Raw genomic sequence first — 21,242 nt, forward strand, 5'->3', positions numbered from 1 at the left:
CCCGTCATTCAAGCCCTGCGCCGAGCGGGTGTCAACCCCGGTCCGGCCCGCCCTGGTCGGGGCGTTCACGGATACGGCCGTGGCATCGAGCGCCGAGAGGAACGAAGCGCCCCGCAGATGGCCGACGCACTTCATTCGAGCGGCCGTTCTTCGGCCGCCGACTGGACTCTTCGGGTGTCGTGAGGGAGCACTCTGCAGAACGGCCTCCCCCATGCGTACATGAATAGTGGTGGATTCACCACTCCCGATCGCCCGACGCCCTTCCTGAGAGGGGACACCACAAAGAATGCCGGGCCCGCACACCCCTGGGACCGTTTCTGGGGGGGGCGGCGCAGGCGCCGGGATCGGCCGTGGCGTGGAGGCTTCCTGCTGGTCCCCGTGTGCGTATCCGACCACCCGTCTCAGACCCCCGGCGTCACAACCGCGGAGAGCAGTCTCCCCTCGGAACCGGGCGCGAACAGCTCGGGCCTGAGGCGCGCCATCACCGCGCCCCAGGCCCGTTCCTCAGTTCCCGTTTACCGACTGCTCACCCGCAGAATCGTCTTTCCGAGCGTCGCGCGCTCGGCGATGGCGCGGTGCGCCTCTTCGGCCTTCTCCAAGGGGAACGCCTGGCCGATCTTGGGCGCGACGTCTCCGCGCCGCAGCTTGTCCAGCAGCCGGTGAACGATGCGGCGCCCAGAGGCGTCGTCCAGTTCGGGCAGGTCGAGCAGTGAGAGCGCGCGGACCCCCCGTTCCTCGGCGCGCTCAGGGTCGATCTGTGCGAAGTCTCCGCCCGAGGCCCCGTAGCCCACGAACCGGCCGCCGTCCTTGGTGAGCCCGAAGGCCGCGGTTCCCAATGCGGCCCCGGCCCCGTCCAGCACGACGTCGGGCCCGGCTCCGCCGGTCAGCTCCAGGACGCGGTCGGTCCAGCCGTCCTCGGAGTAGTCGACGGTGTGCCCGGCCCCCTGCTCCTTGGCCCAGGCGAGCTTGCGCCCGCCCCGGGCGGCTGCGATGACGTGGGCCCCTTCGGCTCGGGCCAGCTGCACCAGGATCGATCCCAGGCCTCCCGCCGCAGCGGTGACCAGGACCGTCTCCCCCCGTCCGGGCACCACGGCGTCGGCGATGTGCTGGGCGGTGAGGCCGTCGTGCAGCAGCGCCAGCACCTGGTCGGCGTCCACGCCCTCGGGGACGGCGACCAGGCTCTCGGCGGGCGCCGTGGCGAACTCGGCATAGCCGCCCTGCGGGGCCGACGTGCGCCCGGTCTCGGGAGAGCGCTCACCGGTGTCGGCCGTCACCCGGCTGCCGACCAGGGACGGGTCGACGCCTTCACCCACGGCCGCGACCCGGCCAACGACACCGCTGCCGGGGATGTAGGGCGGCTGCAGGGGGAAGAAGTCGGCGCCCCAGCCGCTGCGCAACTGGGTGTCGAGGAAGAGCACATCGGCCGCCTCGACGCCGATCACCGCCTCGCCCGGCCCCGCCTCCGGCGCCGGGACCTCCACCGGGGCCAGGACCTCGGGACCGCCGAACCGCTCCACTCGGACTGCGCGCATGGTGCCGCTCCTCTGCTCCGCATCGCCCCGCCCGGCCGCTCCGGGAGGGGAACGGCACCACACTCACACCTGAAGTTCAGTTGAGGTCAAGCCTTTCAGTCGGCGGCCCTGGTGGATCACGGCTCGCAGCACCACTTGAGCGCGGTGGCCTCGATGTCCACGAAGCGCCGCATGCGCGCCCCGGCGATGGAGGCCAGCAGCGGCGCCGCACGGCCCTCCAGCGACAGCACCAGACGCACCCGCGAACCGCCGCCCGCGGCCTCCAGGTGGTGCTCGGCCGTCATCCGGGCCCCGAGGAAGGAGGTCTCCCAGGTGAACTCCCGATCGGGCGTGAAGGCGGTGACCGTCCACACCGCCGGGGGCGTGCGCCGCTGGACCAGCCGGAAACGCGCGCCGGGCCGCGGCGCACCGGAGTCGAGGGCCTGCACGGAGGCCACCGTCGGCAGCCAGTCGGGCCAGCGCTCGACGCCGGTCATCACCGGCCAGACCTCCTCGGGCCGCGCACCGATCTCCGTACCGGTCTCGTACCGCATCCGTTTCCGCCCGTCTTCCCGCAGCGCGCGGCCGCCCCGGCCGCGTGGCGCCATTGTGGGCGCCGTCGGCCGCCTCCGCCATGGGCCCTTCGGCCGCTTACCGCTCCGGCGCCCCGGGGCGGACGCGGTCGCGAAGCCCGGGCACGTCCCGCCGGCGAAGGACGGTGCCCCGTAAGGGCCCGCCGAGGGTGCACACCGGAACGGATCACCCACCCGTGGCGGAGTCGGGCGCGGCGCCCTAGAGTGGCATCCGCCCAGGCCGGAGAGCCGACCGGCCCCGGTGCCCCACCGACCCGGAAAGGCCGGCGCCCCCGTGTCCGAGCCGCCCGCACCGCCCCGCTTCTCCCTGCGCCAGCTCGCCTACTTCGTCGCGATCGCCGAGGCCGGGACGCTGACCGAGGCCGCCGAACGGCTGCACATCTCCCAGCCCGCCGTCTCGCTGGCCCTCAACGACCTGGAGCGCGCGCTCAAAGTCCAGCTGTGCGTGCGGCGCAAGGCCCACGGCATCACCCTCACCCCCTCCGGCTCCGGCCTGCTGGCCCGCGCGCGCCGCCTCCTGCGCGAGGCCGAGGAGCTCGAAGCCGAGGCCAGCGGCGGCGGCGCGCTCACCGGCGTGCTCTCCCTGGGCTGCTATGTGACGCTCTCGCCCACCGTGCTGCCGCCCCTGCTGCAGGGCTTCGCCGCCCTCCACCCCGAAGTGACCGTCGACTTCGCCGAGGACGACCAGGACGTGCTGCAGCGGCGCCTCCTGCGCGGCGAGCTGGACCTGGCGGTGCTCTACGACATGGACCTGCTCCCCGAGATGGAGCGCACCGTGCTGTTCTCCGTGCGCCCGCACGTGCTGCTCCCCGCCGACCACCCCATGGCCGGCCTCCCCGAGGTGTCGCTGCGCGCTCTGGAGCCCGAACCGATGGTGCTGCTCGATGCCGCGCCCAGCTCCCACCACGCCCTGTCGCTGTTCCACCGCTTCGGGGTGGTCCCCCGGGTGCGCCACCGCCCCACCACCTTCGAGACGGCGCGCGCGCTGATCGGCCGCGGCATGGGCTACGGAGTGCTGGTGCAGCGCCCGGCCAACGACCGCACCTATGAGGGGATGCGCGTGGTCGTCAAGGAGATCGCCGAACCGGTGCGCGAGGAGGCCGTCGTCCTCGCCTGGCCACGGAGCATGCGCCTGAACCGGCGCGCGCAGGAGTTCGTCCGCTTCTGCCGCGCCCAGGAGCCCGCGCGCGACTCCTGAGCGCACATCGTCCCGCGTCCCCGGTACGTCCCCGGCACGGAGCCGGGCCGGGCGGGCGTCACACGGCGCAGCGGTCGCCCCGCGTCAGGCCGCTCTCCGCGAAGGGGACGTCCTTGGGCTTCTTGTGCAGCTCCCACCCCTGGACGTGCACGCCCGGGCTCTCGTGGAAGAAGCGGTCCTGCCACAGGCGCGCCTGGTCGGCCAGCTCCTCCAGGCCCTGCCCCCGCGCCTCGGCGGCGCTGGTCTCCAGGAGCGCCTCCACCTCTTCAGAGGTGGTCATCCGCTCGTACCAGGCGGTCTGGGCCGAGCTGCCCGGCCCGGACGAGGGGGTGGAGGTCCCCGGGATGTCGGCGGCCTGCAGCGCCTGCGCGCCCTCGTGGCCCAGCGTCGCCCACACCGCGCGCGCCAGCACGATCTGGGAGGCGATGCGGCCCCGGTGGTCGCCGGTCCGGCCGCACAGCCGCACCGCGCGCCGGGCGTGGTCCAGCACCGTCGACAGCTCCTGCCCCTCGCGCGGCGGCCCGGTGTACACGCCCACCGCCATCTGCGACTCCATCACCGCGTGGAAGCGCGTCTGGGCGGTGATGCGCCGCACACGCGCCTCCCACCACCGGTCGCCCAGCGCCTCGAAACCACTCACCGCCTGGGAGAAGGCGGCCACCGCCCGCTCGCCCTCGCCGGCCTCGCTGAGCACCTGGCCCAGCACCAGCCGCGTTCGGGCGCTCTCCCTGCCGTGGTCGAGCTCGTGGAACATCTGCAGCGAGCGCTCGGCCAGCTCCAGGCGGGCCTCCGGGCGCCACGGGTCGCGCCCCCGCTGGCCGGTGAGCAGACCGCCCACCAGCGCCCCCAGGCCGCTTCCGGAGCGCCCCTCCCAGACCGCGCCGTGGTCCAGCAGCGCCATGCCGCGCAGGCACCGCGCCAGGTGCACGCGCTTGCCCGCGCGCTCGAAGCGCTCGCGCAGCGTGTCCAGCAGCCGCCAGGCCTCCTCGTGCCGCCCGCCCACGTTGTGCAGGTCGCCCAGCAGGATGCGCGCGTAGTCGGCCCGGCCCGCGTCGCCGGTCCGGTCGAAATCGGCGATCGCCCGGTGCAGGGGCTCCTCGGCGGCCGCGGCGTCCCCGAGGAGCAGGTGGCGCTCCGCGGCCGCGAGCCGGGCGCGCGGGTCGGGGCCCTCGCGGGCGGGGGCGCCGGTCGGGTCGGACCAGCGGTCGGGCGCGGTGCGCGGGCGCGGCGGGCCGGACGGCGACGCGGGCGGCCGCTCCTCGGCCTCCCCTGTCGCGACCGGGGCCGCCTGGGTGGCGGCGAAGGCCTGGGTGTCCAGCTCGGGCGGGGCCGCCGGGCGGGGCGGCGGCGCCGAGCGGACGGTGGGCTCCGGGGCGGCGCCGGCCGCCTCGGGGACCGGCGGCACCTGCTCGGCCCCGGTGAGCATGTCCAGCAGGCCGCGGGCGGTGGGGCGGTCCCCGGGCTCCTTGGCCAGGCAGTGCAGCACGATCGCGCGCAGGTGCCCCTCCAGCGGCCCGGTCTCGGCCGGGCCCTTGAGCACCCGCAGCATGCGCGCGCCCACGTTGGGCCCGGGGAAGGCCTGCCCGCCGGTCCCCGCGTAGACCATGGTGGCGCCCCAGGCGAAGACGTCGGCCCGGTCGGTGATCCGGTCGCCGCGCAGCTGCTCGGGCGCCATGTAGCCGACGGTGCCGACCGCGGCCGTGGAGGCCGCGCCCGCCTCGGCCAGCCGGGCCACGCCGAAGTCGATCACCCGGGGGCCGTCGTCGGCCAGCAGGATGTTGTCCGGTTTGAAGTCGCGGTGCACCACCCCGGCGGCGTGGATCGCCACCAGCGCGGTGGCGGTGTGCACCGCCAGGCGCTCCAGGTCGGCGCCGTGCCGCGGCCCGCTGTCGCGCACCTGCTCCAGCAGGGTCGGGCCTTCGACGTACTCCGAGGCGATCCACGGGCGCTCGGAGTCGGCGTCGGCGTCCAGCACCGATGCGGTGCAGAAGCCGCGCACGCCCCGGGCCGCCTCCAGCTCCCGGCGGAACAGCTCGCGGGCGTGGGCGTCCTCCAGCATGTGGGGGTGCAGCTCCTTGACCGCCGCCTGGCGGCCCTCGCCGTCCACCCCCAGGTAAACGGTGCCGAACCCGCCCCGCCCGAGCTCCCCGTAGAGGGTGAATCCGCCGAGTGTCCTGGGTCCGTCCGTCATGCGCTCCCCTATTCGCTTCTCCGCCGCCCGCCCTCCCGCGGCGCGCCGTCAGGAGGCGTCGCTTACAGAACCTTAGTGGCCCCGGATTCCGCACAGCAGTCCCGGGGACGCGACATCACCCCATGTGAGCGCGGATCCGCCGGATGTGGCCAGGGCCCGTGCGGCAGCAGCCGCCGATCAGGCGCGCCCCGGCGGCGCGCCAGGCGTCGGCCCGGGCCGCGAACGCCTCGGGGTCCGCACTGCCGGTCCAGGCCCGGGCGGCCGGGTTCCAGGACTCCCCCGAGTTCGGGTAGGCCGCCCCCGGCCGTCCGGAGGCGGCGACGGCCTCGGCCACCAGGGGTGCGGCGTGCCGGGGCGGCGTGCAGTTCACACCGACGGCGACGACCTGCTCCATCCCGGCGAAGAGCGCGGCGCACTCGGCCATGGGCGTCCCGTCGCTGATGTGCGCGTCGTCGCGGCCGGAGAAGCTCACCCACACGGGCACCTCCGGTGTCTCCCGCATCAGCTCCGCCAGGGCGCGCGCCTCCTGGTAGGAGGGAACGGTCTCGCAGGCGAGCAGGTCGGCGCCGGAGCCGGCCAGCAGCATCCAGCGCTCCCGGTGCCACTCGGCCAGCGCGCGGGCGTCCAGGCCGTAGTCCCCGGTGTACTCCGAGCCGTCGGCGAGTGCCGCCCCGTAGGGGCCGATCCCGGCGGCGACCAGGCCTGCGCCCGCCTCGTCGCGCGCCTGTGCGGCCAGGCGCACCGACCGGAGCATGAGCCCGGCCGCCTCGTCGCGCCCGATCCCCTGGCGCGCGAAGGCGGCGAATCCGGCCTGGTAGGACGCCGAGACCGCCACGTCCGCCCCGGCCTCGAAGTAGTCGCGGTGGGCGCGGCGCACCAGCTCGGGGGCGTCCGCCAGCAGCCGCGCCGACCACAGTTCCCCGGACAGGTCGCACCCGTACTCCTCCAGCCTGGTGGCCAGGCCGCCGTCGAGGACCACGACGCCGCGGTCGTTGAGCAGCGCTTCCATGGGCGCCACTCTAGATCGGCGCAGGGACCCTTGCAGGCCCTTTGCGCCGGGGAGAGGCTCGAGGCGCCGCCCGGCCAGGAGAGGTCGGCGCGATTCTCCAAGGACGGTGCACATGCTCCGAGTCATCGGCGCGGGATACCCGCGCACCGGAACACTGTCGATGAAGGCGGCGCTCGAGCAGCTGGGGTTCGGTCCCTGCCACCACATGTTCGAGGTGATGAGCAGCCCCGAGCAGAGCGCCCTCTGGTCGCTCACCCCGGGCGAGGGGGAGGCGTCCTGGGACCGGCTCTATGAGGGGTATGAGTCGGCCGTGGACTGGCCGACCGGGTACTTCTGGGAGGAGGTTTCCCAGGCCTACCCCGACGCCAAGATCCTCCTGACCGTCCGGGACGCCCGTCGGTGGTACAAGAGCGCCTCTGAGACCATCTTCCAGTCCCCGCGCATGCTCGACGCCGTGGACGGCGAGGAGCACGGCGGCGCCGGGCAGGAGGACGCGGCCGGTGCGACCACCACGGCGCACCTGAGGAGGCTCCACGAGACGCTGCTGAGCACCATGTGGCGCGGGGCCTTCGGCGTCGGCGCCGACGAGGTCCCCGACGAGGCCACGGCGGTCGCGGCGTTCGAGCGCCACATCGAGTACGTGCGCTCGCGGGTCTCCGAGGACAGGCTGCTCGTGTTCGAGGCGGCCCAGGGGTGGGAGCCGCTGTGCGACTTCCTCGGCGTCCCCGTCCCTGAGGACGAGCCCTTCCCCCACCTCAACGAATCCGAGGACCTGAAGGAACGGCTGGGGAACGTGATGAGGGGCGGCCGGCCCTACTAGGCGCCACCCGAGGCGCGGACCGCGGACCGCAGAGGGCGGCCGCCGACCCCGGGGCTCCCCGAAGGCCGGCGGCCGCCCCGGGGCCTCAGTCCTCGACCGGGGCCAGGCTCACGGTTCCGTCCTCGTCCACGCTCCATCCGGGGTTGTGGCAGACCTCCCACACCACGCCGTTGGGGTCGGCGATGTGGCCGTGGTACCCGCCGAAGGCCGCCTTCTGCGGACTCTTGACCAGGCGGGCACCCGCCTTCACCGCCCGGGCGACCACGGCGTCGACCTCCTCGGGCGAGGCGACGTTGTGGGCCAGGGTCAGCCCGCCCAGGCGGGCGTCCTCCGGGCCGCCCGCCATGTCGCGGGCGAAGGCACCGGCCTCGAAGAGGCCGAGGACGGTACCCGGGGCGATCTGGAAGAAGATGATCTCCCCCGGTACGTCCATGAGCGGCCGCCAGCCGAGCCCGTCGGTGTAGAAGGACCGGGCGGCGTTGAGGTCGAGCGTGGACAGGGTGATGAAGTGGACCGACTGGTTCATGGGTCCGATCATGGCGGGGAGGGGGGAGGAGTGTCTTGAACGAAACGGACACGCCGCGATCGGCCTACCGGGAGTTCCCGCCGGCGGGCCCGGTTCCGGCCGCCGTGTGCGCCTGGGAGCAGGCCATCGCCCCCGGGCGGGGATACGTCCAGCGGGTGCTCCCCGACGGGTGCGCCGACGTGGTGGTCACTGCGCACGGCCAGGCCCGCCTCGTCGGCCCGACCGCCGAGCCGGCCCTGGTCCGCCTGGCCCCCGGCGGGACGGTGCGGGGGCTGCGCCTGCGCACGGCGGTGATCGGGGCCGCGCTCGGATGCCCGGTGGGCCCCCTGCGGGACGCGGACGTCCCTCTGGAGGACGCCCTGCCCTCCGGCGCCGCCCGCCGCCTGGCCGAACAGGTGTGGTGCGGCGACCCGCCGGAGCTTCCCCTGCGCCGCCGCGCGGACGGCCGCGTGCGGGCGGCGCTGCGAGCGATCGGCACACCGGCCGGCCCGGGGGCGCCGGCCCCCTCGGTGCGCGGCGCCGCCGAGGCCGCCGGGGTCTCCGAGCGCCACCTGCGGCGGCTGCTGGCCGACGCGACCGGACTGGACCCGCGGGCGCTGCAGCGCGTCATGCGCCTGCAGCGCTTCCTGGCCCTGGCCGACGCCGCGCCCGGCCTACGGGCGGCGGACCTGGCGGCCCAGGCCGGCTATGCCGACCAGCCGCACCTGACCCGCGAGGTGCGCAGGATGTCCGGGCTCACTCCCGCGGTCCTGCTGCGTGAACGCGCCGCCGGCCGCGGGGCCCCTCCGCCGCCCGGCGCCGACTGACCGGCGGACGCCTCCGCCCCGGCCCGACGCCCGCTCGGCCGCGTCGCCCCGGCCGCGGGACCTCAGCCGAAGATGTTCCACCAGCGGCGCTTGCGCCTGCCGTCGGAGGCCCGCAGCGCCTCCCGCGCGCGCTCGGCGCGCTGCTCCTCCAGACGCCGCCGGGCCTCGGCGTTCTTCTCCCGCCACTCGGCCACGACCTCCTCGACGTCGAAGGGCATCATGTTCAGCGGCGGGCCGGAGGTGGGGAACTTGACGGTGCGCACGATCTGCTCGTTGATCCCGGCGATGATCCGGCGGGCCTCGTCCTCGGTGCGGGCGCCCACGGCGGCGGCCCGCGCCTCCTCGGCCTCCTTGCGCACGCGCAGCGCCGGCGGCAGCGGCGCCACCCCCTCCTCCTCGGTCTTGCGCCGCACCCACCACAGGGCGTCGCGCGGGCGGTCGATGTCCGGGATGGGCTTGCCCGCCCCGGGCAGGCCGTCGAACTCACCGCGCTCCATCGCCCGGCGGACCTGCTGGTCGGCCCAGGACTCCCACTCCATCCCCGCGGGCTTGCGTTCGGTCATGGCCGCTCCCCCGTTTCCGTGCTCCGCCGTCCCGCCGCGCCCGGTCGCCTCCGCGCGGCGCCCACGCTTCATGATACGTCTGTATCATAACCGCTGCCGAAGCCCCCGGGAAAGGAGCACGCACGTGCCCCGCACCGTCGACCACGCCCGACGACGGACCGACATCTGCGACGCCCTGGTGCGCACCGCCGCACGCGAGGGCCTGCACGCCGTCACCATGCGGTCGGTCGCCGCCGAGGCCCAGGTCTCCCTGCGCCTGGTGCAGTACTACTTCTCGACCAAGGCCGGGCTGATGCACGCCGCCCTGGTCCACCTCGAAGAGCGCAGCCACCGCCGCTGGTCCGAGCGCCTGGCCGGGCTCCCGGTGCCCGCCGCGCCCCGCGCCCGCGTCCGCGCCTTCCTCGAGGAGGCGCTGCCCACGGACGAGGAGAGCCGGGTCTTCCACCTCCTCTGGACCTCCTTCGCGGTCCTGGCGATGACCGACCCCGCGCTCGCCGAGCAGCCGTTCGTCTCCGGCCCAGAGCGCTTGGAAGGCCAACTGGCCGCGCTGCTGGAGGAGGCCCGCTCCCAAGGCGCCCTGAGCCCCGAACAGGACCCGGCCCTGGAGGCCGCCCGGCTCCTGGCCCTCACCCACGGGCTGGGCACCGACGTGCTCACCGGGCGCATCACCCCTGAGCGCGCGCTCGCCGTGGCCGAATACCACACGGGCGCCCTTTTCGACGCCTGCGTCCCCGCCGACGACGGGACACCGGGGCACGGCTGAGGCCCGCCCGGGCGGGCGGAACTCCACCGCCTCCCGTCATCGGCCTGGGCCGAGGCGGGCGCTGCGCCGCCGGATCCGCATCCGCTGAAGGGTAGGTAGATGCCACGCCGCCACCGCGACGAAAGGACACCATGCCCCCCACCGAATCGGAACCCAGCGACGCGGAACCCGCGGAGAACGAACACACCGCACGCGCCGAGCTCAAGGCCGCCGTATGCGCCGAGATCGACCGGCGCGCCGGGGAGATCACCGCGGTCTCCCGCGAGGTCCTGCACAACCCCGAGACCGGCTTCCGGGAGGAGCGGACCGCCCGCCTGGTCCGCGACCGGTTCGCCGCCATGGGGCTGGAGCCCCGGTCGGGGCTGGCCGGGACCGGCGTCGCGGCGCGCATGGACGGGCGCGCCCACCGCCGCACCGTCGCCGTCCTGGGCGAACTCGACTCGCTGCTGGTCGCCGACCACCCCTGCGCCGACCCCGCCACCGGAGCCGCGCACGCCTGCGGGCACAACGCCCAGATCGCCTCCCTGCTCGGCACCGCCTACGGCCTGGCCCCGGTCATGGACCGCCTCGACGGGGACGCGGCGCTGATGGCCGTCCCCGCCGAGGAGTGCATCGAGGTCGACTGGAGGCTGGACCGCCGCGCCGCCGGGGACCTGGAGTTCATCGTCGGAAAGCCCGAACTCGTCAGGCTGGGCGCCTTCGACGGCGTGGACATGGCGATGATGGTGCACGCCGGTCCCGCCGTGGCGTCCCCCGCCATGTCGGTGTCCATGACGGCGAACGGGTCGCTGGTCAAGCGGGTGACCTTCCACGGCACCGCGGCCCACGCCGGCGCCACCCCCTGGAACGGGGCCAACGCCCTGAAGGCCGCCACCCTGTCCATCGCCGCCGTCGACGCCCAGCGCGACACCTTCCGGGACGCCGACGCCGTGCGGGTGAGCCAGATCCTCACCGGCGGCGAGGCCGTGAGCGCCGTTCCGGCCAGCGCGCGCATGGAGGTGATGGTGCGGGCCGCCACCGTCGAGGCGATGCAGGACGCGTCGGACAAGGTCGACCGCGCGCTGCGCGCCGGAGCGCTGGCGCTGGGCGTGCGCCTGGAGATCGAGACCGTGGGCGCCTACCTGCCGCTGCGGCCCGACGGTCCCTTCGCCGACCTCGCCTACGCCAACTGCGTCGAACTGTTCGGCGCCGGGGAGGTGGTGCGCGACGCCGGAGCCATGGGCGGCTCGACCGACATGGGCGACCTGGGGTTCCTCATGCCGGTGCTGCACCCGTGGTCGGCCTCGGGGTGCGACGCGCCCTTCCACGGGCCCGCCTTCCACACCGCCGACCACGAGGCGGCCGCCGTGGCCCCGGCCAAGGCCATGGCGATGACCGTGGTGGACCTGTTGGCCGACGGCGCGGCCGGAGCCGAGCGGGTCATCGCCGGTTCCGGCCCCAAGCTGGGCACCGAGGAGTACCTGGACCTGCGGCGCTCCTTCGATGCCCACACCGTCGAGGACCCCCTGGAGCGGATGCGATGAGCGGGGACGGGACCGCGTCGGCCCGCACGCACGGGACCGGCGCCGCTCAGAGCACGGACGCCCTGCACGAACGGGACGCCGTGGGGCTGGCGCGGATGCTCCGGGAGAAGCGCGTGTCGGCCCGCGAGGTCGTCACGGCGCACCTGGACCGGATCGCCGCGGTGAACCCCCGCGTGAACGCGGTGGTGACGCTCTGCGCAGAGCGCGCGCTGGAGGAGGCCACGGCGGCGGACGAGCTCCTGGCCTCGGGGGCCGTCCCCGGCCCGCTGCACGGGCTCCCCGTGGCGGTCAAGGACACCCATGCGACGGCGGGGGTGCGCACCACCCTGGGCTCGCCGGTCTTCGCCCACCACGTCCCCGAGGCGGACGACCTGGTGGTGGAGCGGATGCGGGCCGCAGGGGCGATCGTGGTCGGTAAGACGAACGTGCCGGAGTTCGCCGCGGGCTCGCACACCTTCAACCCGGTGTTCGGCACTACCCGCAACCCCTACGACGCCTCCCGTTCGGCCGGGGGCAGCAGCGGCGGTGCGGCGGCGGCCCTGGCCGCGGGGATGCACCCGATCGCCGACGGCTCGGACATGGGCGGATCGCTGCGCAACCCGGCCTCGTTCACCAACGTGGTCGGACTGCGGCCCTCACCGGGCCGGGTCCCGGCGTGGCCGTCGGCGATGCCGTGGGAGACGCTGTCCACGCCCGGGCCGATGGGCCGGTCGGTGGCGGACGCGGCCCTGCTGCTGTCGGTGATCGCAGGGCCCGACCCGCGCGCGCCGACGGCGCTGGGCGATCCGGGCCGGGTGTTCGCCGATCCCTGGCCCGCGGAGGTGCGCGGGGCGCGGGTCGCGGTGGCGCCGGACTTCGGCGGGGCGCTGCCGGTCGCCCCCGAGGCGGCGGCCGTCGTCACCGCGGCGGCCCGGACCCTGGAGGGGCTCGGCGCCGCGGTCGAAGAGGCGGTCCCGGACTTCTCCGGAGCGGACGGCGTCTTCCGGACGTTGCGCGCGTGGCAGTTCCATCTGGCGTGGGGCCCGGTGATCGAGGCGCACCCGGGCACGGTCAAGGAGGCGGTCGTGCGCAACGCGGCGGCGGGGGCCGCACTGACCGGCGAGCAGGTGGGACGCGCCAAGCAGGGCCTGGCCGGGCTCTACCACCGGTTCCGTCTCTTCTTCGAGCGGTACGACCTGCTCCTGCTCCCGGTGAGCCAGGTGCCGCCCTTCGATGCCGGGGCCGAGTACCCCGCCGAGGTGGCGGGACGGCCCATGGGCGACTACCTGGAATGGATGGCGTCGTGCTACTGGGTCTCGGCGACCGGCTGCCCTGCGCTCTCCGTCCCGGGCGGTTTCACCGGCGAGGGGCTTCCCGTGGGCGTCCAGATGGTGGGCCCGCACAGGGCGGAACGGCGGCTCCTCGGGATGGCCGCGGCGTTCGAGGCCGCCACGGGGTATGGACGTCGGCGTCCGGGACTGAGCTGATGCATCTGCCCGGAGGAGTCTTCAGCGCACTCCCAGCACAGCCTTGACGATGTAGATTCAACTCTGACAACACGCCGAGCGCTGGCACGGCGATCGGTTTGCACCTCCAGCGCTCTGGAGACACGAACCGATCGCAGTCTGAGGACTTTCCTCCCATCGGATGCCCGGAGACGGTGGAAGGCGCGAACGACGCCCTTACAGGCCTCCTCCAGGAGGATTCCATGACTCCAGAAGAACTGGCAGAGAGGATCAAGGCGAGCGCCGGCCCCGAACAGGCCTATGACCTCATGGCCGCGCAGCCGATGAGGGTCCGCCAGGCCGCCCATCACGCCCTGCCCCTCGCCTCTCGCCTCGCCCTGTGGGAGGTCCAGATCGACCGGTTCGCGGAACAGAATGCCGGAGACCTGAAGACGGCTCCCAAGCAGCGCGAGGCCATCGCGTTCGCCAAGACGGTGATCCGGCAGGCCAGGAACGGGGGCATCGACCCTGCAAGCGAGCTCCCGGTGAAGCTCGAAGAGATGAGGGTCCTTGCGCAGGAGGCCTTCGATGCGAGGACGGCGATCCGCCTGTTCGCGACCCTCGGCCCTCCCGAGGAACCACCCGGGTGACCACGCCTCCCCTGTCGCTGCGGTCGGCCCTGTGGGCCGCCCCCGGATGGGAGGCGCAGTCCCCCTCGGCGCCCCCTACTCGCCTCACCCCTCGACGACCTGGGTGTTCTGGCAGGCGACGAGGCGCCAGGCGCCGCCCTCCTTCGCCATCACATAGAGCGGGCTCCCCTCCCGGCCCACCTGTTCGCCACCGTCGTCCCAGTAGCGCTGGCGCACCTTGACGGCGGCGACGTCGGAGCGGATGAAGAGCACCTGCTCCACCTCGTACGTGGGGATCATGCCCTTCATCGCCCCGGGGAGCACCTTGCGGGTGAAGGCCGCGATCTCGTCGATACCGTTCAGGCGCACCCCCTGCGCCGTGGTCCATACGGCGTCCGCCCGGAAGAGGCCGATGAACGCCTCGGGCAGCTCGTTGCGCTGGGCGTGCTCGACGTCGGCGACGACCTTCCCGATCGCCTCGACGTCGGCCGCGTTCGTCTCTGGCGAGGTCCGCATGGGCACCGATCCTGAGACATCGACCTGAGCTGAGGTCAAGGGCTGCGGCCGACGCGGGGAGGCCGGTACAGGGAGGACGGTCCGGGAAGGAGCCGCGGCGGCCGGGCGGCCCCGCGTCACCCCTCGGGACGGTCCTCCAGCAGAGCCTGCGCAACCGCACTGTCCGTCACCAAGGTCGACACCAGGCCGCTCTTGAGCGCCGCACCGATCGCCCTGGCCTTGGCCTCGTCGCCCGCTCCGGCGACGGCGACCACCTCGGGGACCTTGCGCAGCTGCTCGGCCCGGATGCTGATCACCCGCTCGTCCAGATCGCAGTGGACCGGCCGCCCCTCGGCGTCGATCAGCTGCGCCGACACCTCCGCCTGCACCCCCAGGCCGCTGTAGCGCGCGCGGGAGTCCGGGTCCAGGGACTGGAACACCGTGGAGTTGTGCTCGTCCCAGCCGCCGATGGCGACCACCGCCGTGGTGAGCCGGTCGTAGTGGGCGAAGGCCGAGGCGATACCGGGGTCCGCGCGCAGCGTCGCGGCCGTGGCCGCGTCGGGCAGGATCAGCGGGGCGTAGACCGGGTAGGCCGGTCCGCCCGACAGCGACGCCGCCCGGCGGACCGTCTCCACTGAGCCGCCGCCGTCGGCGAACTCCGAGAGCACCCCGTTCAGCTGAACGACCGTGCACCGGGGAAGCTCGGCCAGTTCGGCGCCCACCGCCTGCAGCACCCGGCTCCAGGCCAGCCCCAGCACCTCGCCGGGGCGCACGATCTCCGGCAGCAGCCGCGCCGCCGCCGCGCCCAGCGCCCTACGGGTCTCCACCGGGTCCTCGGCGGCCTCCACCACGATCGCCCGGCGCAGCCCGTAGGCCTGCCGGAGCCGCTCCGACAGCTCACCGTCCAGCCGCGCGGGCAGGCGCACCTCGATGCGCACGATCCCCGCACCGCGGGCCGTGTCCAGGTCCCGGGCCACCTTGAAGCGGCTCAGCCCGAACTCCTCGGCGATCTCCACCTTCGACCGCCCGTCCAGGTAGAACCTGCGCGCGATCGCGGCCAGCCGCACCATCTCCGCGGGGCCGCCCGCGGCGGCCTCCGGCGCCTCACTCCGCCGTTCGCTCATATGCGCAGCAGTGTACTCGATCGAGCGATACGCATTGACACCGTGTTTCGCTTGGGTTTTCAATACACGAAACATCTGTGACCCAGGCCGCTCACATGAGCATCCCCGGTCACGCCGCCCCCGACCCCTGGAGAGACCCCTCATGCGTGCCGCCATCATCGATGAGCCCGGAGCCGTCAGCGTGGGCGAGAGGCCCGACCCCGCCCCCGCCCCCGGCGGGGTGGTGGTCCGCGTCGGCGCCTGCGGGATCTGCGGAACCGACCTGCACATCGCCGACGGCGAGTTCCCGCCCAGCCCCTACCCCCTGGTCCCCGGGCACGAGTTCGCCGGGACCGTCACCGCCGTCGGCGAGGGCGCCCCCGGCGGCCTGCGCCCCGGCGACCGGGTGGCCGTGGACCCGTCCCTGTTCTGCGGCCACTGCACCTACTGCCGCGCCGGCCGCGGCAACCTCTGTGCGAACTGGGGCGCGATCGGCGACACCGTCGACGGCGCCTTCGCCGAGTACGCGTCCGTCCCCGCGGCCAACTGCTACCGCATCCCGGACACGATGACCCTGCGCCAGGGCGCCCTGGTCGAGCCGCTCTCCTGCGCGGTGCACGGGCTGCGCCGGATCGGCGCGCAGGTCGGCGAGCGCTTCCTGGTGGTGGGCGCGGGCACGATGGGCCTGCTCCTGCAGCAGCTCCTGCAGCGCTCCGGCGCGCGCGTCACCGTCGTCGACCGCAACACCCGGCGGCTGTCCATCGCCGCCGGCCTGGGCGCGGAGGCGACCGCCGCCGATACCGCCGACCTCGCCGACGAGCGCTTCGACGCCGCGATCGACGTGACGGGCGCTCCCCCGGCCATCGAGGCCGCCTTCTCGGCGCTGCGCCGGGGCGGCCGCCTCCTGGTGTTCGGGGTCGCCGCCGACGACGCCCTGGTGTCGCTGTCGCCGTTCCGCGTCTACAACGACGAGATCACCATCGTCGGCTCCATGGCGGTGCTCAACAGCTTCGGCCCCGCCGTGGACCTGATCGGCTCGGGCGCGATCGAGACCGCCCCGCTGCTCACCGATGCGCTGCCGCTGGAGAAGTTCCCCGAGGCGCTGAGCATGATGCGCTCAGGGGCCGGAGTGAAGATCCAGGTCGTCCCCGACGAGGACGGCGCCCACGGCGACGGCGGCACCGCCTGACCCCCGAAGCGATCGGAAGAGGCAGCACAGTGCACCCCACCCCCTTCGCCCGCGCCGCCGCCCGCGCCTTCGCCGTCGCCGCGGCCGGGCTGCTGCTCACCGGATGCGCCGGCGCCGGGGCCACCGGCTCCGGCGGCGACTCCGTCCGGCTGACCGTCGCCATCGTCTCCAACCCCCAGATGCAGGACGCGATCTCGCTGGAAGAGCGCTTCCGCCGGGAGAACCCGGGGATCGAGGTCGACTTCGTCTCGCTCCCGGAGAACGAGGCCCGCGCCAAGATCACCACCTCGGTGGCGACCGGCGGCGGCGAGTTCGACGCGGTGATGATCAGCAACTACGAGACGGCCCAGTGGGCCGAGTACGGCTGGCTGGAGAACCTGCAGCCCTACATCGACGACTCCCCCGGCTACGACGACGGGGACTTCATCCCCTCGATCCGCGAGGACCTGTCCTACGAGGGCGACATGTACTCGGTGCCCTTCTACGGGGAGTCCTCCTTCCTGGCCTACCGCGAGGACCTCTTCGACGAGGCCGGCGTCGAGATGCCGGAGAACCCCACCTGGGACGAGGTGGCCGAGCTGGCCGCCGAGCTCGACGGCGTGGAGCCCGGCGTCTCCGGGATCTGCATGCGCGGCCTGGCCGGCTGGGGCGAGATGCTCAGCCCGTTCAACAGCATGCTCCACACCTTCGGCGGGCGCTGGTACGACCAGGACTGGAACGCCGAGCTGGACTCGCCCGAGTTCCGCCGCACCGCCGAGTTCTACGTGGACCTCACCCGCGAGCACGGCCAGACCGGGGCGGCCAACAGCGGATTCGGCGACTGCCTGAACCGCTACGCCCAGGGGCGGGCGGCGATGTTCTACGACTCCACCTCCATGGTGAGCACCATCGAGGACGACAGCGCCGGGACGGTGGCCGGGCTCAACGGCTACGCCCCCGCGCCGGTGTCCGAGTCCGACTACGGCGGCTGGCTCTACACCTGGTCGCTGGGGATCCCCTCCACCTCCGAGCACAAGGAGGAGGCCTGGGCGTTCCTGGAGTGGATGACCGACAAGGACTACATCCGCCTGGTCGCCGAGGAGTACGGCTGGCAGCGGGTCCCGCCCGGCAACCGGCTCTCGACCTTCGCCGAGCCCGAGTACCAGGAGGCCGCCGGCGCCTACGCCGACCCCATGCTGGAGGGCATCGAGCAGGCCGACCCCGCCGAACCGACGACACGGCCGGTCCCCTACCGCGGCATCGGGTTCCTCGCCATCCCCGAGTTCCAGGACCTGGGCACCCGGGTCAGCCAGCAGCTCAGCGCCGCCATCGCCGGGCAGGTCACCGTCGAGGAGGCGCTCGCCCAGAGCCAGCGCTACGCCGAGGACGTCGGCGACACCTACAAGGAGGACGAACGATGAGCGCTGCGACCGCGCCCGCGCCGGAGGCGCCCGCGGCGCCGGCGCGGCGGACGGGACCGGACCGGCCCCCGCGCGCCAACGGGTGGGCCCGGCGCGCCCCGCTCCTGCCCGCACTGGCGTTCCTGCTGGTCACCACCCAGCTTCCGTTCCTGGCCACGATCGTCTACTCGCTCCGGTCATGGAACCTGCTGCGCCCGGACTCCCAGGCGTGGGTGGGCCTGGCCAACTACGCGCGGGTGTTCACCGACCGCCAGTTCCTCGGAGCCGCGGCCAACACGGTGCTGATCACCGCCTCGTGCGTGGTGGTGGCCATGCTCCTGGGGATCGGCCTGGCGCTGCTGCTGGACCGGCCGTTCCGGGGGCGCGGGGTGGTGCGCACCCTGGTCATCACCCCGTTCCTGGTGCTGCCGGTGGCCACCGCGCTGCTGTGGAAGCACATCATGTTCGAGCCGGTGTTCGGGCTGGTCAACTTCGTGCTGGCGCCGTTCGGGGCGGGCGGGACCGACTGGGCCTCGCAGTCGCCGGTGTTCTCGGTGGTGGTCGCCCTGGTGTGGCAGTGGACGCCGTTCATGGCCCTGCTGGTCCTGGCGGGCCTGCAGAGCCAGGGCAAGGACGTGATCGAGGCGGGCCAGGTCGACGGCGCGTCCCGGTGGCAGATGTTCGTCTGGGTCACCCTGCCGCACCTGCGCCGCTACATCGAGCTGGGCGTGCTCCTGGGGTCCATCTACGTGGTCAACACCTTCGACACGATCTACATGATGACCCAGGGCGGACCGGGGACCGCCAGCTCCAACCTGCCCTTCTACATCTACCAGCGGACCTTCCTCGGGTTCGACATCGGCCAGTCGGCGGCCATGGGCGTCGTGGTGGTGGTCGGCACCATCATCGTGGCCACCCTCGCGCTGCGGCTGATCTTCCGCACCTTCATGAACGCACAGGAGGCGAGAACGTGACCGCCGTGAGCCCCCCGCGTCCGGCACGACGCGCCCGCGCGAGCGCGCGCGGCACCGCCCTGACCGCGGCCACCTGGGTGATCGCGCTGGTGTTCGTCTCGCCGGTGCTGTGGCTGGTGCTGACCGCCTTCAAGGAGGAGAACCAGGCGGCGACCGATCCGCCGACGCTGTTCTTCCAGCCGACGCTGGACCGCTTCTCGGCGGTCCTGGACGCCGACTTCCTGCCGTACGTGGGCAACTCCCTGATCGCGACGCTGGCCTCGACCCTGCTGGTGCTGGTGCTGGGCCTGCCCGCCGCCTACGCGCTGTCGGTCGCCCCGGTGAAGCGCACCCAGGACGTGCTGTTCTTCTTCATCTCCACGAAGATGCTGCCGGTGGTGGCCGTCGTGGTGCCCATCTACGTGGCCGCCTCGCACCTGTCCATGCTGGACAACGTGTGGACGCTGGTGGTGCTCTATACGGCGATGAACCTGCCCATCGCGGTGTGGATGCTGCGGTCCTTCTTCCTGGAGGTGCCCGGGGCGATCGTGGAGGCCGCACGGGTCGAGGGCGCGGGCCTGCCGCGGATCCTGTGGTCGGTGATGCTGCCGGTGATGGCGCCCGGCATCGCGGCGACCGCGCTGATCTGCACGATCTTCGCCTGGAACGAGTTCTTCTTCGCGGTCAACCTCACCGCCGCCCAGGCCGCCACCGTACCGGTGTTCCTGACCGGCTTCATCACCAGTGAGGGGCTGTTCGTGGCACAGCTGTCCGCGGCCGCGGTGATGGCCTCGCTGCCGATCGTGGTGGTGGGCTGGACCGCCCAGCGGCAGCTGGTGCGCGGCCTGTCCATGGGCGCGGTGAAATGACGGGCGGGGGCCGCGGCGCCCCGCCCGCGGCGGCCCCGCCATGATGGGGGACCGTCGGATAGTCCCGGTCCCGGTGCCGCGGCGAGCGCCGCGGCACCGGGACCTCCGAACGTCGGGAGACACATGATCATCGTCTGCGGCGAAGCGCTCGTGGACCTCATCCCCGGGGAGTCCGCCGGCGACTGGAGGGCGCTGCCGGGCGGCGGCGCCGCCAACGCCGCCATCGCGCTGAACCGGCTGGGGGCGCCCGCCCCCCTGCTCTGCCGCCTGTCCGGGGACCATTTCGGCCGGATGCTCCGCGCCCACCTGGAGGGGAACGGGGTGGACCTGCGCTGGGCGGTGGACGCCCCCGAGCAGACCACCCTGGCCTTCGTCGCGGTCGACGGGGCGGGCTCGGCCGAGTACACCTTCTACGCCCAGGGCACCGCGGACTGGCAGTGGTCGCCCGAGGAACTGCCCTCCGCCACCGGCGGTTCGTGCGTGCATGTGGGGACCCTGGCCACGGTGCTGGAGCCGGGGGCCTCGGTCCTGCGGTCGTGGCTCAGGGCGCGGCGCGGGGACACCGTGGTCTCCTACGACGTCAACGTCCGCGCCGTCGCCTGCCCGGACATGGACGCCTACCGGGACAACGCGCGCGCGTGGTGCGATGTGGCGCACGTGCTCAAGGCCAGCGCCGACGACCTGGCGCTGCTCTTCCCCGAGCAGCCCCCGGTGGAGGCGGCCCAGGCCCTGGTGGAGGAACACGGCCTGCGCCTGGCGCTGGTCACCCTGGGCGGCGAGGGGGCCGTGGCGGTGATGCCCGGGCATGAGCCGATCCGGGCCTCCGCGCCGCCGGTGGAGGTGGTCGACACCGTGGGAGCGGGCGATGCCTTCATCGGCGCCTACCTGTCCGAGCTGGAGCGCCGCGGATTCCTGGCGAGTCCGGCGGCCCTGGAAGGGCTCGGACCCGAGGAGGCCGCCGAGACGCTGGGGTTCGCCGCGAACGCGGCCGCCCTGGCGTGCACGCGCGCCGGTTCCTCCCCGCCCACGCGGGACGAGGTGGACACCGCGTTCGGCAAGGCGGTCTCCTGAAGTGCGGGCCTTGCCGGCCGCACCCGGGGAACGCTCCGCCCCTTGCACCTCGGAGCGCTTCCCGGGCCGAAGGAGCGCACCCCGTCCCCTGAGGGAGATCCCATGGCACTCATAGCGGGCGTCGACAGTTCGACGCAGGCCACCAAGATCGTCGTGCGGCGCGCCGAGGACGGCGCACTCGTGCGCACGGGCCGCGCCCCGCACCCCGACGGCACCGAGGTCGACCCCGAGGCCTGGTGGCGCGCCTTCCAGGAGGCCGCGTCCGGCGGGCTGCTGGAGGGCGTCGAGGCGATCGCGGTCGCCGCCCAGCAGCACGGCCTGGTGGCCCTGGACGAGCAGGACCGGGTGGTGCGCCCGGCCCTGCTGTGGAACGACACCCGTGCCGCGGGCGCCGCCGCCGACCTGGTCGCCGAGCTGGGCGGCCCCAAGGCGTGGGCGGACGCGGTGGGCAGCGTCCCGGTGTCCAGCTTCACGGTGGCCAAGCTGCGCTGGCTGGCCGAGCAGGAGCCGGAGAACGCCTCCCGGGCCGTGCGGGCCGTCCTGCCGCACGACTGGCTGACGCGGCGCATCACCGGCGCGCAGGAGGCCGTGACCGACCGCGGCGACGCGTCGGGGACCGGCTAACTT

At 74.0% G+C, this 21,242-nt stretch carries 20 protein-coding genes and 1 pseudogene; 13 read left to right on the forward strand and 8 right to left on the reverse strand.

The window, feature by feature from the left end; translation table 11 throughout:
• Window positions 1-515: 515 nt before the first annotated feature.
• Both D450_RS0106635 and D450_RS0106640 read right to left on the reverse strand, forming a co-directional pair.
• A complete protein-coding gene (locus tag D450_RS0106635; protein WP_039820212.1) occupies window positions 516-1,532 on the reverse strand; it encodes a zinc-binding dehydrogenase in 1,017 nt (338 codons plus the stop codon).
• Window positions 1,533-1,648: 116 nt separating this feature from the next.
• The gene (locus D450_RS0106640; RefSeq protein ID WP_017537896.1) at window positions 1,649-2,065 is read right to left on the reverse strand and encodes an SRPBCC family protein; all 417 of its coding nucleotides are present in this window, start codon (window positions 2,063-2,065) and stop codon (window positions 1,649-1,651) included.
• 313 nt (window positions 2,066-2,378) lie between these two features.
• Between D450_RS0106640 and D450_RS0106645 the strand changes: the two genes are divergently transcribed.
• The gene (locus D450_RS0106645) at window positions 2,379-3,302 is read left to right on the forward strand and encodes a LysR family transcriptional regulator (protein ID WP_017537897.1); all 924 of its coding nucleotides are present in this window, start codon (window positions 2,379-2,381) and stop codon (window positions 3,300-3,302) included.
• 58 nt (window positions 3,303-3,360) lie between these two features.
• Here the strand turns inward: D450_RS0106645 and D450_RS31730 are convergent, their stop codons facing one another.
• Both D450_RS31730 and mmuM read right to left on the reverse strand, forming a co-directional pair.
• A complete protein-coding gene (locus D450_RS31730) occupies window positions 3,361-5,493 on the reverse strand; it encodes a serine/threonine-protein kinase (RefSeq protein WP_051063556.1) in 2,133 nt (710 codons plus the stop codon).
• A 115-nt stretch (window positions 5,494-5,608) separates the two neighbouring features.
• Window positions 5,609-6,502 carry a homocysteine S-methyltransferase gene (mmuM, locus tag D450_RS0106655; RefSeq protein ID WP_017537898.1) on the reverse strand — a complete coding sequence of 298 codons (894 nt, stop codon included), beginning with the start codon at window positions 6,500-6,502 and terminating at the stop codon, window positions 5,609-5,611.
• Window positions 6,503-6,614: 112 nt separating this feature from the next.
• Between mmuM and D450_RS0106660 the strand changes: the two genes are divergently transcribed.
• Entirely contained in the window at window positions 6,615-7,322 is a 708-nt protein-coding gene (locus tag D450_RS0106660) for a sulfotransferase family protein (protein ID WP_017537899.1), read from the forward strand.
• An 85-nt stretch (window positions 7,323-7,407) separates the two neighbouring features.
• On the opposite strand, the gene D450_RS0106665 is transcribed toward D450_RS0106660, so the two are convergent.
• Entirely contained in the window at window positions 7,408-7,848 is a 441-nt protein-coding gene (locus D450_RS0106665; protein ID WP_017537900.1) for a VOC family protein, read from the reverse strand.
• Window positions 7,849-7,883: 35 nt separating this feature from the next.
• On the opposite strand from D450_RS0106665, the gene D450_RS0106670 reads away from it, so the two are divergent.
• Window positions 7,884-8,654 carry a helix-turn-helix domain-containing protein gene (locus D450_RS0106670; protein WP_017537901.1) on the forward strand — a complete coding sequence of 257 codons (771 nt, stop codon included), beginning with the start codon at window positions 7,884-7,886 and terminating at the stop codon, window positions 8,652-8,654.
• Window positions 8,655-8,716: 62 nt separating this feature from the next.
• Here D450_RS0106670 and D450_RS0106675 read toward each other — a convergent pair whose 3' ends face one another.
• The gene (locus D450_RS0106675) at window positions 8,717-9,217 is read right to left on the reverse strand and encodes a DnaJ family domain-containing protein (protein ID WP_017537902.1); all 501 of its coding nucleotides are present in this window, start codon (window positions 9,215-9,217) and stop codon (window positions 8,717-8,719) included.
• Window positions 9,218-9,341: 124 nt separating this feature from the next.
• On the opposite strand from D450_RS0106675, the gene D450_RS0106680 reads away from it, so the two are divergent.
• The 4 genes from D450_RS0106680 to D450_RS0106695 all read left to right on the forward strand — a co-directional run bounded on the left by D450_RS0106680 (window position 9,342) and on the right by D450_RS0106695 (window position 13,577).
• Complete coding sequence (locus tag D450_RS0106680; protein ID WP_017537903.1) at window positions 9,342-9,980, forward strand: TetR/AcrR family transcriptional regulator; 639 nt, start codon at window positions 9,342-9,344, stop codon at window positions 9,978-9,980.
• 131 nt (window positions 9,981-10,111) lie between these two features.
• Window positions 10,112-11,503, forward strand: coding sequence for an amidohydrolase (locus D450_RS0106685; protein ID WP_017537904.1), 1,392 nt, complete (start codon window positions 10,112-10,114; stop codon window positions 11,501-11,503).
• Window positions 11,500-12,969, forward strand: coding sequence for an amidase (locus D450_RS0106690; protein WP_017537905.1), 1,470 nt, complete (start codon window positions 11,500-11,502; stop codon window positions 12,967-12,969). The genes D450_RS0106685 and D450_RS0106690 overlap by 4 nt, the downstream gene beginning before the upstream one ends.
• A 173-nt stretch (window positions 12,970-13,142) precedes the next feature.
• On the forward strand, window positions 13,143-13,577 hold the full coding sequence (locus tag D450_RS0106695; RefSeq protein ID WP_017537906.1) for a hypothetical protein: 435 nt from the start codon (window positions 13,143-13,145) through the stop codon (window positions 13,575-13,577).
• A gap of 84 nt (window positions 13,578-13,661) precedes the next feature.
• Here D450_RS0106695 and D450_RS0106700 read toward each other — a convergent pair whose 3' ends face one another.
• Both D450_RS0106700 and D450_RS0106705 read right to left on the reverse strand, forming a co-directional pair.
• Window positions 13,662-14,072 (reverse strand): SgcJ/EcaC family oxidoreductase, encoded by a 411-nt coding sequence (locus D450_RS0106700; RefSeq protein WP_017537907.1) that lies wholly within the window; start codon window positions 14,070-14,072, stop codon window positions 13,662-13,664.
• Between the two features lie 116 nt (window positions 14,073-14,188).
• A complete protein-coding gene (locus tag D450_RS0106705; RefSeq protein ID WP_193374737.1) occupies window positions 14,189-15,121 on the reverse strand; it encodes a sugar-binding transcriptional regulator in 933 nt (310 codons plus the stop codon).
• A 196-nt stretch (window positions 15,122-15,317) separates the two neighbouring features.
• Between D450_RS0106705 and D450_RS0106710 the strand changes: the two genes are divergently transcribed.
• The 6 genes and pseudogenes from D450_RS0106710 to D450_RS0106735 form a co-directional block, all read left to right on the forward strand.
• Entirely contained in the window at window positions 15,318-16,343 is a 1,026-nt protein-coding gene (locus D450_RS0106710) for a zinc-dependent alcohol dehydrogenase family protein (protein WP_017537909.1), read from the forward strand.
• Window positions 16,344-16,372: 29 nt separating this feature from the next.
• Window positions 16,373-17,743: an ABC transporter substrate-binding protein gene (locus tag D450_RS0106715; protein ID WP_017537910.1), complete on the forward strand. Its 1,371-nt coding sequence runs from the start codon at window positions 16,373-16,375 to the stop codon at window positions 17,741-17,743.
• A complete protein-coding gene (locus D450_RS0106720) occupies window positions 17,740-18,696 on the forward strand; it encodes a carbohydrate ABC transporter permease (RefSeq protein ID WP_017537911.1) in 957 nt (318 codons plus the stop codon). The genes D450_RS0106715 and D450_RS0106720 overlap by 4 nt, the downstream gene beginning before the upstream one ends.
• Entirely contained in the window at window positions 18,693-19,544 is an 852-nt protein-coding gene (locus tag D450_RS0106725; RefSeq protein ID WP_017537912.1) for a carbohydrate ABC transporter permease, read from the forward strand. Before D450_RS0106720 ends, D450_RS0106725 begins: the two co-directional genes overlap by 4 nt.
• A 123-nt stretch (window positions 19,545-19,667) precedes the next feature.
• Complete coding sequence (locus D450_RS0106730; RefSeq protein ID WP_017537913.1) at window positions 19,668-20,615, forward strand: PfkB family carbohydrate kinase; 948 nt, start codon at window positions 19,668-19,670, stop codon at window positions 20,613-20,615.
• 102 nt (window positions 20,616-20,717) lie between these two features.
• Window positions 20,718-21,236 (forward strand): annotated as a pseudogene (locus tag D450_RS0106735) (FGGY family carbohydrate kinase); the annotation flags it as partial.
• Window positions 21,237-21,242 lie beyond the last annotated feature (6 nt).

The organism is Nocardiopsis halophila DSM 44494 (assembly GCF_000341245.1).
In the GTDB taxonomy this organism is placed as follows: Bacteria; Actinomycetota; Actinomycetes; order Streptosporangiales; family Streptosporangiaceae; genus Nocardiopsis_A; species Nocardiopsis_A halophila.

Excerpts from the sequence above, each read along its gene's own strand:
- D450_RS0106635 (WP_039820212.1), bottom strand. The coding sequence starts at position 1,532 with ATGCGCGCAGTCCGAGTGGAGCGGTTCGGCGGTCCCGAGGTCCTGGCC.
- D450_RS0106640 (WP_017537896.1), bottom strand. The coding sequence starts at position 2,065 with ATGCGGTACGAGACCGGTACGGAGATCGGTGCGCGGCCCGAGGAGGTC.
- D450_RS31730 (WP_051063556.1), bottom strand. The coding sequence starts at position 5,493 with ATGACGGACGGACCCAGGACACTCGGCGGATTCACCCTCTACGGGGAG.
- mmuM (WP_017537898.1), bottom strand. The coding sequence starts at position 6,502 with ATGGAAGCGCTGCTCAACGACCGCGGCGTCGTGGTCCTCGACGGCGGC.
- D450_RS0106660 (WP_017537899.1), top strand. The coding sequence starts at position 6,615 with ATGCTCCGAGTCATCGGCGCGGGATACCCGCGCACCGGAACACTGTCG.
- D450_RS0106665 (WP_017537900.1), bottom strand. The coding sequence starts at position 7,848 with ATGAACCAGTCGGTCCACTTCATCACCCTGTCCACGCTCGACCTCAAC.
- D450_RS0106675 (WP_017537902.1), bottom strand. The coding sequence starts at position 9,217 with ATGACCGAACGCAAGCCCGCGGGGATGGAGTGGGAGTCCTGGGCCGAC.
- D450_RS0106685 (WP_017537904.1), top strand. The coding sequence starts at position 10,112 with ATGCCCCCCACCGAATCGGAACCCAGCGACGCGGAACCCGCGGAGAAC.
- D450_RS0106690 (WP_017537905.1), top strand. The coding sequence starts at position 11,500 with ATGAGCGGGGACGGGACCGCGTCGGCCCGCACGCACGGGACCGGCGCC.
- D450_RS0106700 (WP_017537907.1), bottom strand. The coding sequence starts at position 14,072 with ATGCGGACCTCGCCAGAGACGAACGCGGCCGACGTCGAGGCGATCGGG.
- D450_RS0106705 (WP_193374737.1), bottom strand. The coding sequence starts at position 15,121 with ATGGTGCGGCTGGCCGCGATCGCGCGCAGGTTCTACCTGGACGGGCGG.
- D450_RS0106710 (WP_017537909.1), top strand. The coding sequence starts at position 15,318 with ATGCGTGCCGCCATCATCGATGAGCCCGGAGCCGTCAGCGTGGGCGAG.
- D450_RS0106720 (WP_017537911.1), top strand. The coding sequence starts at position 17,740 with ATGAGCGCTGCGACCGCGCCCGCGCCGGAGGCGCCCGCGGCGCCGGCG.
- D450_RS0106730 (WP_017537913.1), top strand. The coding sequence starts at position 19,668 with ATGATCATCGTCTGCGGCGAAGCGCTCGTGGACCTCATCCCCGGGGAG.